Origin of the sequence: Nocardiopsis prasina DSM 43845 (assembly GCF_000341265.1) — a bacterium.
Lineage (GTDB): Bacteria > Actinomycetota > Actinomycetes > Streptosporangiales > Streptosporangiaceae > Nocardiopsis > Nocardiopsis prasina.
In genome coordinates this window covers 34,958-49,223 of the sequence record NZ_ANAE01000162.1, presented here as the reverse complement: position 1 = coordinate 49,223, position 14,266 = coordinate 34,958, and the positions used below count along the sequence as shown (strand labels likewise).

Sequence of the window (14,266 nt, the reverse complement as noted above, 5' to 3'; positions counted from 1 at the left end):
CGCAACCGTGCGGTGATCCACGGCACGCCTCCACGGGCGGGGCGCCGAACCCGAGGCCCGACCACCGGCGGGCCCTGACCGGAACCGGCCACGGGCGGGGGTTGTCGGAGGGGGAGCCAACACCCACGCTTGGAACCCCGGTGACGTCGGGGGCGCGACACCGGTGGAAACCGCGCGCACCACGCGGCGCCCCGAGAAAGGTCACCACATGCGCCTCGCCACCCACACCAGCGGAACCGGGGAGCGCCTCGCCCTCCTCGTGCACGGCGGCACGTCCCTCCACCGGACCTGGCACGCGGTCGAGGACCGGCTCGTCCGGCGCGGTTACCGGGTGACCGGGGTGGACCTGCGGGGCCACGGCGACAGCCCGCGCGGCGAGTACACGGCCGAGGCGCTGCGCCAGGACCTGATCGACACCCTTCCGACAGCGGCCGAACTGGTCGTGGGTCACGCCATCGGCTGTCTCGCGCTGTCCCTGGCCCTGGACCACCTGCGCCCGGCGCGGGCCGTCTACGTCGACCCGGCCTTCCGCGTCCCGCCACAGCCCGAGGGCGCCAGTGATCGGCTGCGCGCGGTCCTGTCCAGCGCCGACGCCGACCAGGTGCGCGAACTCCACCCGGGGTGGAGCGACGAGGACGTGCGGATCGAGCTGGCGGGTTTCGCCGCCACCGACCCCGACTTCCACGCGTGGGTGACCGACCACCTGGCGGGTGTGGACAACTTCCCCAAGGCCGCGGAGGTGCCCTCCCTCGCGGTGATCGCGGGCGTGGGCTCGCCGATCGGTCCCGAGGGCGCCCGCACCCTGGCCGAACGCGGATTCACCGTCCGCACCGTGGAGGACGCCGGGCACAACGTCCACCGCGACGACCTCCCGGGACTGTTCGCGGCCCTGGACGGCTGGATCTGAGCGGCGGTCTCACAGGTCCGCGGGGGCTCCCCGGCACGACCCGAGGGCCGTGCGCCACACGGTGACGGCGTCCCAGAATTCGCTGGGCGGCTCCTCGGGCGCGAACATCCACATCCGCTCCCACGCGGGGGAGGCCCGGCCGGAGATCTCGGAGCGCGCCTCGTAGGGAGGGTCGCCGCTGATCGGGAACCACAGGTACTCCAGCGGGTCCATGAGCGCCATCAGCCGCTCCTCCACGCCCCGGTCCGGGCGCACCTTGGTCATCACCCAGGGCCGGAAGCGGCGCAGCACCTCCAGCCCCCCGGCGATCACGTCCGGCTCGGTTCCGGAGGTGTCGATCTTGACCACCGTCGGGAAGGTCGCCGCCGTCTCGTTCCACCGCGACAGGGTGGCCGTGCGCACGGTGATGTGCGAGAGCCCCATCCGGGTCGAGTTCACCAGCCGGTTGCACATGTCGTTGTGCAGGGCGCGGCGCAGGTGCCCGCTGCCGTTGTGGTTGCTCAGGGCCAGGTCGACGACGCCGAAACCGAGGTCGCCGGAGGCGGAGACGGCGCGCGCGGCGGCGGCCAGCTCCGGGGTGGGCTCGAACGCGAAGACCGGTCGGGGCGTGCGCGCGGCCGCGAGCATCGAGTACACACCGACCCCCGCGCCGACGTCGAGGACGGCGCCGGGGCGGGTGTGGTCGAGGATCGCCATGAAGCTGGCGAGGCTGTCGGGTTCGTGTCCGGACAGGCCCGAGGCGGCGAGGCGGCGGGGGACCGTGAGGTCGCCGGACAGCTGGAGGGTGATCGTGTCCGCTCCCACCCTGCGCCGGTCGTCCTCGGGGCGCGGCAGGTCCAGGGTGAACCTGCGGTTGCGCGGCGGTACCCGGGCCGGGTCCAGACCGCCGAACCGCCTGGGCAGGTGCACGCGGAGCTGTCGGGTGGCGAAGCGCACGAGCGGATACCGGTGAACGAGTGCGCGCAACTGGTCCTGGACCACGGTGTCTTCCCCCCAAGAGAACGGAGCCGTGATGACTGCTGCCGGGAGCTGCTCGACGCTGTCCTGTCGGCTCGATCCCTGCTCGTGGTGCCCGGCCGCACCTCGAACCTACTCTTCGTGTCCGCTCCAGCGCACTCTGTTTCCATGATTGGCCGCACGTGCCCGGGTCGGCCCACCCGCCGGTCCGCATAGACTCTGACCTTGTGAGTCTGTCTATCGGGATCGTCGGCCTGCCCAACGTTGGCAAGTCCACCCTCTTCAACGCGCTGACCAAGAACGACGCTCTGGCGGCGAACTACCCGTTCGCCACCATCGAGCCCAATGTCGGAGTCGTGGGCGTGCCCGATGCCCGGCTCGGGAAGCTGGCCGAGATCTTCGGGTCGGCGAAGATCCTGCCCGCCACGGTGGACTTCGTCGACATCGCGGGCATCGTGCGCGGCGCCTCCACCGGTGAGGGCCTGGGCAACAAGTTCCTCGCCAACATCCGCGAGAGCGACGCGATCTGCCAGGTCATCCGGGCCTTCGAGGACGCCGACGTCACCCACGTCGACGGTGACGTCGAGCCCTCCCGCGATATCGAGACCATCAACACCGAGCTGATCCTCGCCGACCTCCAGACCCTGGAGAAGGCGATCCCGCGCCTGGAGAAGGACGCCAAGCGCAACGCCAAGGACAAGGACTCCCAGGAGCTCCTCAAGGCCGCCCGGGCGGCGCAGGAGATCCTCGACGAGGGCGTCTCGCTGTCCCAGGCCAAGGACGTGGACCTGGACCGGCTGCGCGAGCTGAGCCTGCTCACCGTGAAGCCGTTCATCTACGTGTTCAACCTCGACACCGACGAGCTCGCGGACGAGGCCCTGCGCACCAAGCTCCAGGACCTGGTCGCCCCGGCCGAGGCCATCTTCCTCGACGCCAAGATCGAGGCGGAGCTGGCCGAGCTGGACGACGACGAGGCCCAGGAGCTGTTGGAGTCCCTCGGCCAGACCGAGTCGGGTCTGGCCCAGCTGGCGCGGGTGGGCTTCGCCACCCTCGGCCTCCAGACCTACCTGACCGCAGGGCCCAAGGAGGCCCGTGCCTGGACGATCAGGAAGGGTGACACCGCCCCCGAGGCGGCCGGGGTCATCCACACGGACTTCCAGCGCGGCTTCATCAAGGCCGAGGTCGTCTCCTTCGGTGACCTGGTCGCGGCCGGGGACATGCAGGCCGCCCGCGCCGCGGGCAAGGTCCGCATGGAGGGCAAGGAGTACGTGATGGCCGACGGCGACGTGGTGGAGTTCCGCTTCAACGTCTGACCCGCACGAGCCCCGAGGGGCGGGCCGAGTCCTCTCGGCCCGCCCCTTCGTGCTTGCCCCCGGTCTCGTCGGGGTGTGAGCGGTGCCGTTGGTCCGGGCCACGGCCCGACGCGTCGAAGCTGACGAACGGCACAAGCGCGGCCCGCGCCAGGGGAGCGTGTGGGATCATCGCGCCATCCCGGGCAGCGGGGTGGGACCCGGTTCCTCCGGCCCTCGGCAGTCGGCGGACGCGTGGGGCCCGAGTGTCGCTGGTTACATCCGGTCAACGGTTTCCTGACCACTCAGGACACATCTTGCTCACCAAGCGGTGACCAATCCCTTTACGGTCCGGCCAGAATGGCTCTGACGTGCACATCCTTAGGAAGTGGTCAGTGGTGAATTGCCGTACTCTGCACCTTTTAGGTGGTTCCTTCGCACGGGTCATTGTGATCCGGGACAGGAAACGCGGACTCGTCCTGGCCGCTCCCAACCCGCACAATGCCTCACTATAGGGATGGGGTAGACAAGGGCATGGCGGAAGGCGTCGGCGACGGCGCGCGGAAGTCCGAGCGTCGGCACAATGGCCGACGCGTCACTGTGTGCAGGACCAGGAGGCGGGGATGGCCAAGACGGCGCGGCGCGACACCGCTGTGCGTGACCGGGTGGACGACGTCGAGCACGAGCTCGACGCTCCGCGCCCCCGAAGGCCCCGCGCCGGGGCGGGCGGCCGCTGGTGGGTCGGCGTCGGCCGCGTGCTGCTGTGGGCGTTCATCGTCGTCGTCGTCTTCAACGGCATCTGGTTCCCCATCCGCAACGGCTTCTCCCTTCCCAGCAGCAGCGCCGAACCCGAGGTGAGCGACAGCCTCGACTTCCCCGAGGCCTCCGCCGCGGCCTTCGCCCTCCGCTTCGCCGAGTCCTACCTCGACACCTCCGACCCCGAGGCCCGACTCACCTCCCTCGCGGCCTTCGTCCCCGACGGACAGGTCAGCCAGCTCAACCTCCCCGCGGACAGCCTCGCCGGTGAGAACCTCACCGTGATCGCCGTGGACGTGCGCGACGAGCACAACGCCGTCGTGGCCATCCGCGCCGACGTCAACGACGAGGCCATGAGCCTGGAGGTGCCCGTGTACAGCGACGGAGCCTCCCTGGTGCTCTCCGGACGCCCCGCCCTGCTCGCCGCGCCCAGTCAGGCGGAACTGCCCCCGGGCCCCTCCTTCGACGCAGACCCCCAGGCCGCCGAGCAGCTCGGCGACGTGCTCACCGGCTTCTTCGAGGCCTACGCCGAGGAAGCCGGCCACCTCGACCGCTACGTGGAACCGGGCGCCACAGTCACCCCACTTCCGGCGAACAGTGTCGAATTCAGCGAACTGTCCGTTATGCCGGTGCCATCCCAGTCCTCGACCGGGGATGATGACGTACGACAGGTGGCGACCACCGTGGTCTGGGGCCTCCCCTCCGCCGACGCCGACGACGGCGCGGGGGAAGCCGGACAGATGGTGCAGAACTACCTGGTCACGGTCGTGAACTCCGGAAACGAGTGGTACGTGCGTGACATCCAGGGCGCCCCGCACTCGTTCGGTGACTGACCGACGACGGGGCCTGTAGGCAAGGAGACCAGACGAACCATGCGCACACCAGTAACGACAGCGGAGGAAGGCACCTGACATGCTCCCCCTGTTGTCCGCCACCGCCGACACCATGACGGTCCTCGGCGCCGCCGACCCGATCTCCCTCGCGGTCGAGGCCACCCCCGCGCAGAACGCCCCCGACACCGGCGGGCTCGCGGACTTCCTGCGTGGCTTCTTCGGGCCGCTGTTCCTCGTCATCGTGTCCATCGTGGCGATCTTCTTCCTGTTCACCAGGGAGATCACCCGCTTCATGCAGTTCATCATCCTGGCGATCTTCATCGGGATCGTGTTCTACGTGCCCGGCATCATCGAGGTCATCGCGGTGGCGCTCGCCCGAGCGATGGGCGTATCGACGGAATAGGCGAGGGAGGCCGGAATCGTGGATCTGCCCACGTACACCAACATCTGGCGTATCGAGAAGCGGCTGTACAAGCTCTACGATTTCCGGCTGCCCATGCCGCTCCCGGTGGGGACCTTCGGGGTCGCCCTGGGCGTGTTCGCGCTGTGGGTGGTGCTGCTCAGCATCCTCAACGCCCCGTTCGACTTCGGCAACGGCTGGCACCTGGTGCTCTGGGTCGTCCCGCCGGGAGTGATCACCGTGCTGGCCACCCGGCCGGTGATCGAGGGCAAGCGCCTCACGGAGCTGCTCATCTCGCAGGCCCGGTTCCTCACCGAGGCCCGCGTGTTCACCCGGCTCGCACCCGAGTACGAGCCCGCCGAGATCAGGGTCTCGGTGCGCGTGTGGCACCGGGACCCCGAGGCCGGGCCGCTGCCGCTGACCCGGAGCGCGGCCCGCAGGGCCCAGGCCGAGGAGGCCGCCGTCCAGGAGGCCGAGCCGGCGACCGGGGTCGAGGAGACGCCGGTCCCGGAGAGTGACCGTCGCGCCGCGCCTCCCCTGCGAGGCGTGCCCGTACGCCAGCCCGCCCCCGTCGTCGACCACGACGACTCCGTCGAGTACACCCCCGCGCGGAAGGTTCCGGTCGCCGTCGCCGCGGGACTCGGACCCGACACCGCCTCGACCCAGGAGGACGACGCCGTGGCGGAGCACGGGGACCGGTCCGAGCACCATGCGATGGCCAGTGACACCTCGGAGGAGCCCCACCGGGGCGTCGGCCGCCGTGTCCTCAACTACTTCGGCTTCGGCCTGTCCGCGACACCCGTCGAGGAGGAACCGCGCTCCGACCAGGGAAGGCCGGACGAACCCGGTGACTCATTCGACGAGCCCCTGTACGTCACCGAGGAGGACGAGCAGCGCGACCGCGACGAGTGGTTCGCCCGCCTGCGCGCCTCCTCCGGGGAGACACCCCTGGGACTGACCTCCAAGAGCGCCTACTCCGACAGCGACACCGGTGCCATGAGCAGCGCCGAGCTCTCCGACGCGGTCAGCCCCCGCGAGCCCGACCACTCCCGGCGTCGCGCGGAGGAGATGATGGCCGCGCCACCGGAGCAGGAGTCGCCCGCGGCCCGCCGCCTGCGCGGCCGGACCCAGGGCATCCAGGTGGCCAGGGACCACGCAGACCGCCGCGTTCGGGACGAGCCCGAGCCCGCCCGCGAGCGTGCCCAGCAGGCCCCGCCCGCGAGGCCCGAGCGCGCCCGGGGGACCGCTCTGCCGGACACCGCCGGCACCGAGGACGACCGCCCGGCCAGGCAGCGCCGCGAGGGTAGGCCCCACGCCACCCCGTGGGCGCTCGAACCCGAGGGCGGGAGCAGCACCGACTACCCGGACCTGTCCGACTACGCGGCCCGCTTCGCCGCCGCGACGGGCCGCCCCTCGTCGGCTGGGAGCGTGTCGGCCGCCCCGTGGCTGCCGCCGGCCGCGGCGACCCCCGATGAGCCAGAGAGCCCCGAGGAGCAGGAGCCGATCGGCCGTTCCGAGGCGGGCCCGCAGGTTTCCCACGCCACCCACGGCCTGGTGCGTCCGGCCGCCGAGGACGCGCCCAAGCCGCCGTTGCAGCTGGACCACGGCACCGGTGAGCACGAGGCGATGCCGGTGGAGAGCGGCGGGCAGGCGGCCGAGCACGGGACCCGGTGGAACGAGCACATGTCCGTGCTCGACCGCCACCTGATCAAGGCCGACACCCCGGCTCCGCCACGGCCCAAGTTCGCCGACGCCGTGCCGAGCAAGGAGCGGGACAACGAGCGCCGCGATCCGGCGGACTGGTTCGACGACGGCAAGCGCCGCCACCCGGACCAGCCCAAGGTGGGGGACCGCGACAACCCGGTGATCGTGGTCAGCGAGCTCCGCGAGGAGCGCCGCGCCGCCGCCGAGGCCCGCCAGGAGGCCAGGCGCAAGGAAGCAGAGAAGCAGGCGCCCGAGGGGCCCCGGGAGCCGGAGAGGGCTTCTGTGACTCCGGAGGTTCAGGTTGCCCCGGCGGCTGAAGAGGTTCTGGAGTCTCGCACCGAGCACGACTCATCGACGGTCCGAGAGGTCGAACGAACTCCGGGAGCTGAGGGGACGCCCAAGCAGACTGGGCCCGATAGCTTCCAGGACTCCCAGGGAGCGGCAGGAACCCAGGAGGCCAAGAAGGCACCCGAGCGGGCTGGGAGTGCGGAGGCCCGTGAGGTCAAGGCCACCAGGGAGATCGGGGAGCTCCGTGAGACGGAGACGGCTTCTGCGGGTGACACAGCGCCGAACGTTCTGAATCCCCATGGTGCTGATGGGGTTCAGGAACCCCAGGATGTGGGGGAGTCTCAGGGGGCGGAGAAGGCCTTTGGGACTTCGGAGGCCCAGGTTGCCCCGGCGGGTCAAGAGGCTCCGGAGTCTCGCACCGAGCCCGACGCCTCGATGGCCCGAGAGGCCGAACGAACTCTGGGGACAGAGGGAACGCCAGAGCAGGCTGGGAGTGCGGAGGCCGGTGAGGCCGCGGTGTCCCAGGGCGCGGAGACGGCTCCTGCTGCTGACGCGGCACAGGATGCCCGGGTTCAGGAGACCTCCGGGCAGAGCGAGCCCAGCGCCCCCAGCGCGTCTACGGAGTCCCGGGGGGCAGTGGGGACCCAGGTGGCACGGAGGGAGCCGGAGCAGGCTGGGAGCGCCGAGGCCAACGAGGACTACGCCGCCGGTGAGGCTGCGGAGTTCCAGGGCGCGGAGAAGGCTCCCGTGGCTGACGCGGCGCGGGCTGCCCAGGGAGTTCCTGAGACCTCCGGGCAGGCTGACCGTGCGGAGGCCGAGGCTGCCAGCGGGGTGGGGGAGGCTCCTCACGGGGATCGGGAGACCGAGACGCGGGAGCAGCCCGAACCACTCGCTGTGGTCGTTGCCGAGGGACCCAAGCCGCCGACCCAGCTGGACCACGGCACCGGTGAACTCGTGAGCTTCGTGGAGGTCCGCAAGGACCCCCGCAGCGCGACTCCCCGGCCCTCGGCGAAGGACTCCGCCGCCAGGCCCACCGAGACCGAACTGGCCGAGGCGGAGGCGGCCGCACTGCGGGCTCGCCGCGCCCGGGCTGCCCAGGACGACCCTGTCGAGGCGGAGCCGACCCCGGAGCCGTCAACGCGGGAGGACGAGGCAGCCGGTGACTCGGAGACCCACGACCCCCACGACGGGGTCTTCCACCGGGTCGCCCAGAACGCTCGTCGGATCGGTCAGCTCTTCGGTCAGCCCACCCCGGGTGAGGAGCCCGAACCACCCGCGAGCGCCGACTCCGGATCCCCTGCGGACACCACGAGACCCGACCTGGAACTGGACCACGGCACCGGCGAACAGGCCCGGCTGGGAGACACCCCCCAAGGGGTGCCCTCCCAACGGCCCCAGCCCGCACCGGCCCCGCGTGAGGAGGAGGTGGACCCCAGCTCCGGCGACCCCAGCACCTCCGGCGGCACCCGGGGCTGGCGCCGGCTGGCCAAGGTCGTCACCGGGGGCGCGGCTCCGGTCCGATCGGACCTGCCCACCAGCGACATCGAGCGGTTGCGCACCCCGCTGGCCGAACCCAGGTCCCTGGTCGTCCTCGGCTGCACGGGTGGTGCGGGGCAGACGGTCACCGCCCTGATGATCGGCCACACCCTCGCCGCGCACCGCGACGACCGGGTGGTGGCGGTCGACGTCAACCCCGGCCCCAACGGCCTGTCCCGCAGGGTCGGCGCCCAGGCCCCGGAGACGCTGACCGCGCTGCTGGCCAACGCCGACTCCGTGGACGAGTACGACCGGATGCGCGCCTACGCGGGCCGCGCCGGGACGGGACTGGAGGTCGTGCAGACCCTGGACGACCCCTACGTCCAGACCCTGGACGACCGCGACTACGGGCAGCTCGCCGGTCTGCTCGGCGGGTTCTACGGTGTGACGCTGCTGGACCCGGCCGCCACCGGCGTGGCCCGGGCCCTGCCGGTCGCCGACGGCCTCGTCCTGGTCGCTCCGGCCAGCGCGGACGCCGAGCGCGCGGTGTCGATGACCTTCGAGTGGTTGGACGGCAACGGGTACGCGACGCTGCGGGCCAACTCCATCCTGGTGGTCAACGGGGTCAGCAAGCGCAGCCTCCAGGACGTGGACGCCGCCGAGCGGGTGGCGCGCGGCCGTTGCCGGGCCATCGTCCGCATTCCGTGGGACGACCACCTGGGTTCCTCGTACACGAAGATCGACGTCGGAGCGCTGCGTCCCGCCACCAAGCGGGCCCACGGCGCCCTGGGCGGGGTCCTGGTCAACGCCCTCGCACCCGCCACCTGACACCGTGGCCCGCATCCGTTGTCGGGTGCGGGCCACGGTGTCGCCCGGGGTCAGCGTCCGGCGGGGGTGGTCTCCCTGGCGGCGAGGAACTCCGGGCGGGCCCGGCTGGCGCTGAACGGCTTCGTGCACGCGTTGTCCACGCTGTTGAACACGACGAACACGTTGGAGCGCGGGTAGGGCGTGATGTTGCCGCCCGACCCGTGCATGCAGTTGGAGTCGAACACGGTGACGTCGCCCGCCGAGCCGGTGAGCACGTCGATGCCGTGCCGGTCGGCCAGCAGGTTGAGTGACGCCTGGTCGGGTGTGCCCACGTGCTGGCTCCTGAGCGAGGAGCGGTGGTGGTCGTCCGGGGTCCGGCCCACGCAGGAGACGAAGGTCCGGTGGGACCCGGGCATGATCATCAGGGCGCCGTTGTGCGTGTAGTTGTCGGTGAGCGCCACGGAGAAGCTGACCGCGCGCATCCGGGGCATGCCGTCCTCCGCGTGCCACGTCTCGAAGTCGGAGTGCCAGTAGAACGAGCCGCCGCCGAAGCCGGGCTTGTAGTTGACGCGGCTCTGGTGCACGTACACGTCCGAGCCGAGAATCTGTCGGGCGCGGTCGACGAGACGGGGGTCGTTCACGAGGTCGTGGAAGACCCGGCTCACCTTGTGCACCTCGAACACCGAGCGCACCTGGTCGGAGGTCGGTTCGACGACGACGCGCTCGTCGTCCCTCAGGGCGGGGTCGGCGCTGAGGCGTCGCAGTTCGGCGCGGTAGGCCTCGATCTCCACCGGGTTGACGATCGACTCGACCTGCGTGTAGCCGCGGCGGTCGTAGCCGTCGAGTTGTTCGGTCGTGAAGGGGCCGTCGGCCGCACCGGGCCAGACGACGGGGTCCCGGCGGTAGAGCAGCGCGGGCTCGGGTGCCTTACGGGTGGGGTAGTCGTCCGCTGTCGGAAGTTCCATTTGCAGAGTCATGGCGCTCCCCTCGGCGGGGGTGCTCCTCTCGGCTTGGGTTCCTCGTACGACATGTGAACCTAACAAACCCGGATTTCACGAAGGGGGTGGACTCCTTCTCGTCGTGTTTACACGTTCACTATCTGGGTATTACTCGTCTACTATATGGGCGAAAAACGGGAAGCCGAGGATTTCGCTTTCGGGCTCCGAATCGCCGGTTCGTTCCTACTCGGGTGTTCACCTGCGCCATCCCCCGCCTGGGCCGCGCGTCGCCGAGTTTCCCTCACGGAGCGACATCATTGCAGCTCATCGCCTTGCGTGATGAATCGCCCAACCCTTTGTGTGTCGGGCGAGCCGAGATCGTGTGATCTATTTCACGAGCATTTGACGCAGGGCTCGGTGCAACGTAACACGGCCGCGCTCCGGTCGTTATTCCCAAGTGACCTCCGATTCACCCGGAATTCTCGCGAGGGGGCTGGCGTGCGGGCTTTCGTTACTCCACAGTAGTGGGGTCCGGATTTCCTCGACCCGCTCAAGAGGAGAAACACAGTGCCCCCCTTCCCCCGTGTGCTCGCACGCACCGCCGCGACCGTCTCGGCCGCCGCCGTGGCCATGGTCCTCGTCTGGGCCGCACCCGCCGCCGCCGACACCCTGCCCCCGAACATCCCCAGCGACTCCGCGGCCCAGACCCAGCTCAACTCGCTCACCGTCGCCCCCAAGGGCCCGCAGTCCGGCTACGACCGAAGCCTCTTCCCGCACTGGAACGTGGTCGACAGCCCCTGCACCGCCCGCCAGGTCGTGCTCAAGCGCGACGGACAGGACGTCGTCACCGACTCCAACTGCCAGCCCACCGCGGGCAGCTGGTGGAGCGCCTTCGACGACGAGTGGGTGAACGACGTCCCCGGCGACATCAGCGTCGACCACCTGGTCCCGCTCAGCGAGGCCTGGAAGACCGGCGCCGCCGACTGGTCCACGAGCCAGCGCACCGACTTCGCCAACGACGTCACCAGCTCCCAGCTGTGGCTGGCCACCCCCTCCAGCAACAGCGCCAAGGGCGACAAGGACCCCTCGGAGTGGATGCCCACCAACACGGCCGTCCACTGCGACTACGTGAAGTCCTGGATCAACGTGAAGCACGTCTACGACCTCACGATCACCTCGACCGAGGAGTCCACCCTCCAGAGCACCCTCGACACCGCCTGCTAACGGCGACGTCGGCTGACCTCCGCGGACACGACGGAGAGTGACGCGGCCCGGCACCCGTGAGGGGCCGGGCCGCGTCCGCGCTCCCGCCCGCGCACCGCCTCCGGTTTCTGGCACACCGACGCCTCCGCTTCTCACCCCCCGGCCTCATGCAGCACTATGGGTGATGGCTAAGGGCGGAACTCGTCAGCGCCGTCACGAGGAAGGGCTAGCAGATGACCGGTACCAGGGGCACCCGGGGCGCGACCCGTCTCGCGGTTCGCTACTTCGACGACCGAGTGCTCTTCAGCGACAACGAGGCCTGGGCCTACTTCCGGCTCCCCACGGTGTCCTACGAGTTCACGACTCCCGAGGAGCGCCAGGCGCTGGCCACCAACATCACCATCGCCCTCGCCGCCATCCGCATGAACGACGCCGAGGTGCACCTGCGCGTGGCCCACCGCACCTACCCGGCCGCCCAGTGGGCCACCAGACTGGACGAGACCGCCGACGCCGGGCCCGGCTGGTACGACTACCTCGAAGAGATGTACCGGCACGTGTGGGCCAAGGACTTCTGGACCAAGGAGGTCTACCTCGGCGTGCGCCTGGGGCTGCGCAACGCCGGCGCGGGCCTGGGGCTGTTCTCCCAGCTCTTCGGCGCCTACCAGCGCACCGAGCAGGTCCTGGGGATCAACGACGACGCGATCGACGACAAGGAGATCGCGCGCTGGACCGACCAGTCCGAGCGCCTCGGCCGCGCCCTGGCCGCCAGCTCCCTGCACGCCCGGCACGCCACCTCCGACGAGATCGCCTGGCTCATCCGGCACGCCGTGAGCGGCACCGCCGAGGAGATCCACCCCTCGGCCACGGGCCGCCGCACCTGGGGCCGGGGCGAGATCGAGCAGCTCGTGGACGGGGTCATCCACAACGGCCGCTCCACGCTCCGCCTCGAACAGCCCGCGGGCTCCACCCACGTGGCGTTCCTGTCGTTCGCGCGCTTCCCGGACCTCATGCCCTTCCCTGACGGCGAACCCTGGCTGCACCACGCGGACGCGCTGCCGTTCCCCGTGGAGATCTCCCTGCGGATGAAGCTCATCCCGCCCGCGAAGGCCTCCAAGGACGTCGGCCGCAAGCTCGCGCACGCCCGCGACATGGACGCCCACATCCGCGAGGCCGGGGTGGAGGCGCCCATCGCGCTGGCCGAGCAGATCGACGCCGCCCGCATGCTGGAGCACGGCATCACCAAGGAGCGCCTGCCGTTCGTCTACGGGTGGCACCGGCTCATGGTGTCCGCGCCCACCGAACGCCTCCTGGGCCAGCACGTCGAGGCCGTGGTGGAGCACTACCGCGACATCGGCATCGACGTCATCAACTCCACCGGCGACCAGTTCTCCCTCTTCAACGAGTCGCTGCCCGGCGACCGCATCCGCCTCAACGCCTACGCCCAGCGCCAGCCGCTGCGCACCATCGCGGGCGGCATGCCCACCGCGACCGTGGACGTGGGCGACCGCACGGACCACCACGGCGGCGGCTGGGTCGGCCCGTACGTGGGGGAGACCATCGGCCGGGCCCGGTCCATCGTGCACTTCGACCCCATGGTCGCCGCGGCCCGCAACCGCCCCACGGCCATCGCCATCACCGGCGAGCCAGGCGGCGGCAAGACCACCCTCGCGCTGCTGATGATCTACCAGCTGGCCCTGCGCGGGGTCACCGTGGCCGCCATCGACCCCAAGGGCGACGCCGAGTCCCTCGTGGAGCTGCTCAAGCACCGGGGCCGCAAGGCCCGCGTCATGTCGCTCGGATCGGCCCAGCCCGGCCTGCTCGACCCCTTCGCCTTCGGGGACGACCTCGCCGCGAAGAAGACCATGGCCACCGAGACGCTGCGGCTCCTGCTGCCCCGCATGAGCGAGGAGCGCGAGTCGGCCATGATCCAGGCGGTCGCCACCGTCGCCAACCAGCCCCAGCCGTCCCTGGCCAAGGTGGTCGACCACCTCGTCTCCGCCGAGGACGCCGCCTCGCGCAACCTGGGCGCCGTCCTGGGCTCCATGGCGGAGATGCGGCTGGCGTCGCTGTGCTTCGACCCCCAGGGGGAGGCGCGCATCGACACCGAGGGGTGGACCACCGTGTTCACCCTGGGCGGTCTCACCCTGCCCGACTCCGGGGTCAACCGCGACGACTACTCCTACGAACAGCGCCTGTCCGTCGCGCTCCTCTACCTGGTGTCCCAGTTCGCCCGGCGCCTGATGAACGGCCTGGACCGGCGCCTGCCCAAGGCGATCTTCCTCGACGAGGCGTGGGCGGTCACCTCCACCCCCGAGGGGGCCAAGCTCGTCCCCGAGGTCTCCAGGATGGGCCGCTCCCGCAACACCGCGCTCATCCTGGTGTCCCAGAACGCGGGCGACATGCTCAACGAGCAGGTCACCAACTGTCTGTCCTCGGTGTTCGCCTTCCGTTCCAGCGAGGCCCACGAGGTCGCCGACGTCATGGCGCTGCTCGGGGTGGACGTCAACGAGGACCACATGGCGGTGCTGCGCAACCTCGGCAACGGGGAGTGCCTCTTCCGCGACCTCGACGGCCGCTCCGGGCGGATCGGCGTCGACCTGGTCTCCGAGGGGCTGCTGCGCTGGCTGGACACCAACCCCACCCGCGAGCGGCCCGCCGGGGACCCGCTGGTGTCCGCTAACGGCCGCGAGCAGTAATGCGCGGTTCCG

General features: G+C 70.9%; 9 protein-coding genes. 7 read left to right on the top strand and 2 right to left on the bottom strand.

Annotated features, from left to right (window positions below):
- Positions 1-208: 208 nt before the first annotated feature.
- Positions 209-907, top strand: a complete 699-nt coding sequence (locus D452_RS0119525; RefSeq protein WP_017545829.1) for an alpha/beta fold hydrolase — start codon at positions 209-211, stop codon at positions 905-907.
- A gap of 9 nt (positions 908-916) precedes the next feature.
- Here D452_RS0119525 and D452_RS0119520 read toward each other — a convergent pair whose 3' ends face one another.
- On the bottom strand, positions 917-1,888 hold the full coding sequence (locus D452_RS0119520) for an FkbM family methyltransferase (protein WP_017545828.1): 972 nt from the start codon (positions 1,886-1,888) through the stop codon (positions 917-919).
- A 203-nt stretch (positions 1,889-2,091) separates the two neighbouring features.
- On the opposite strand from D452_RS0119520, the gene ychF reads away from it, so the two are divergent.
- The 4 genes from ychF to D452_RS29290 all read left to right on the top strand — a co-directional run bounded on the left by ychF (position 2,092) and on the right by D452_RS29290 (position 9,438).
- Positions 2,092-3,177 (top strand): redox-regulated ATPase YchF, encoded by a 1,086-nt coding sequence (ychF, locus tag D452_RS0119515; RefSeq protein WP_017545827.1) that lies wholly within the window; start codon positions 2,092-2,094, stop codon positions 3,175-3,177.
- A gap of 599 nt (positions 3,178-3,776) precedes the next feature.
- Positions 3,777-4,742, top strand: a complete 966-nt coding sequence (locus D452_RS0119510) for a conjugal transfer protein (protein ID WP_017545826.1) — start codon at positions 3,777-3,779, stop codon at positions 4,740-4,742.
- A gap of 79 nt (positions 4,743-4,821) precedes the next feature.
- A complete protein-coding gene (locus D452_RS0119505) occupies positions 4,822-5,145 on the top strand; it encodes a hypothetical protein (RefSeq protein WP_017545825.1) in 324 nt (107 codons plus the stop codon).
- Between the two features lie 18 nt (positions 5,146-5,163).
- On the top strand, positions 5,164-9,438 hold the full coding sequence (locus D452_RS29290; RefSeq protein WP_026129479.1) for a TcpE family conjugal transfer membrane protein: 4,275 nt from the start codon (positions 5,164-5,166) through the stop codon (positions 9,436-9,438).
- 50 nt (positions 9,439-9,488) lie between these two features.
- Here the strand turns inward: D452_RS29290 and thpD are convergent, their stop codons facing one another.
- On the bottom strand, positions 9,489-10,394 hold the full coding sequence (thpD, locus tag D452_RS0119495; RefSeq protein ID WP_193374253.1) for an ectoine hydroxylase: 906 nt from the start codon (positions 10,392-10,394) through the stop codon (positions 9,489-9,491).
- Between the two features lie 528 nt (positions 10,395-10,922).
- Here thpD and D452_RS0119490 point away from each other — a divergent pair.
- Both D452_RS0119490 and D452_RS0119485 read left to right on the top strand, forming a co-directional pair.
- On the top strand, positions 10,923-11,579 hold the full coding sequence (locus D452_RS0119490) for an HNH endonuclease family protein (protein WP_017545823.1): 657 nt from the start codon (positions 10,923-10,925) through the stop codon (positions 11,577-11,579).
- A gap of 212 nt (positions 11,580-11,791) precedes the next feature.
- Positions 11,792-14,254 (top strand): ATP-binding protein, encoded by a 2,463-nt coding sequence (locus tag D452_RS0119485; protein WP_017545822.1) that lies wholly within the window; start codon positions 11,792-11,794, stop codon positions 14,252-14,254.
- Positions 14,255-14,266: the final 12 nt, after the last annotated feature.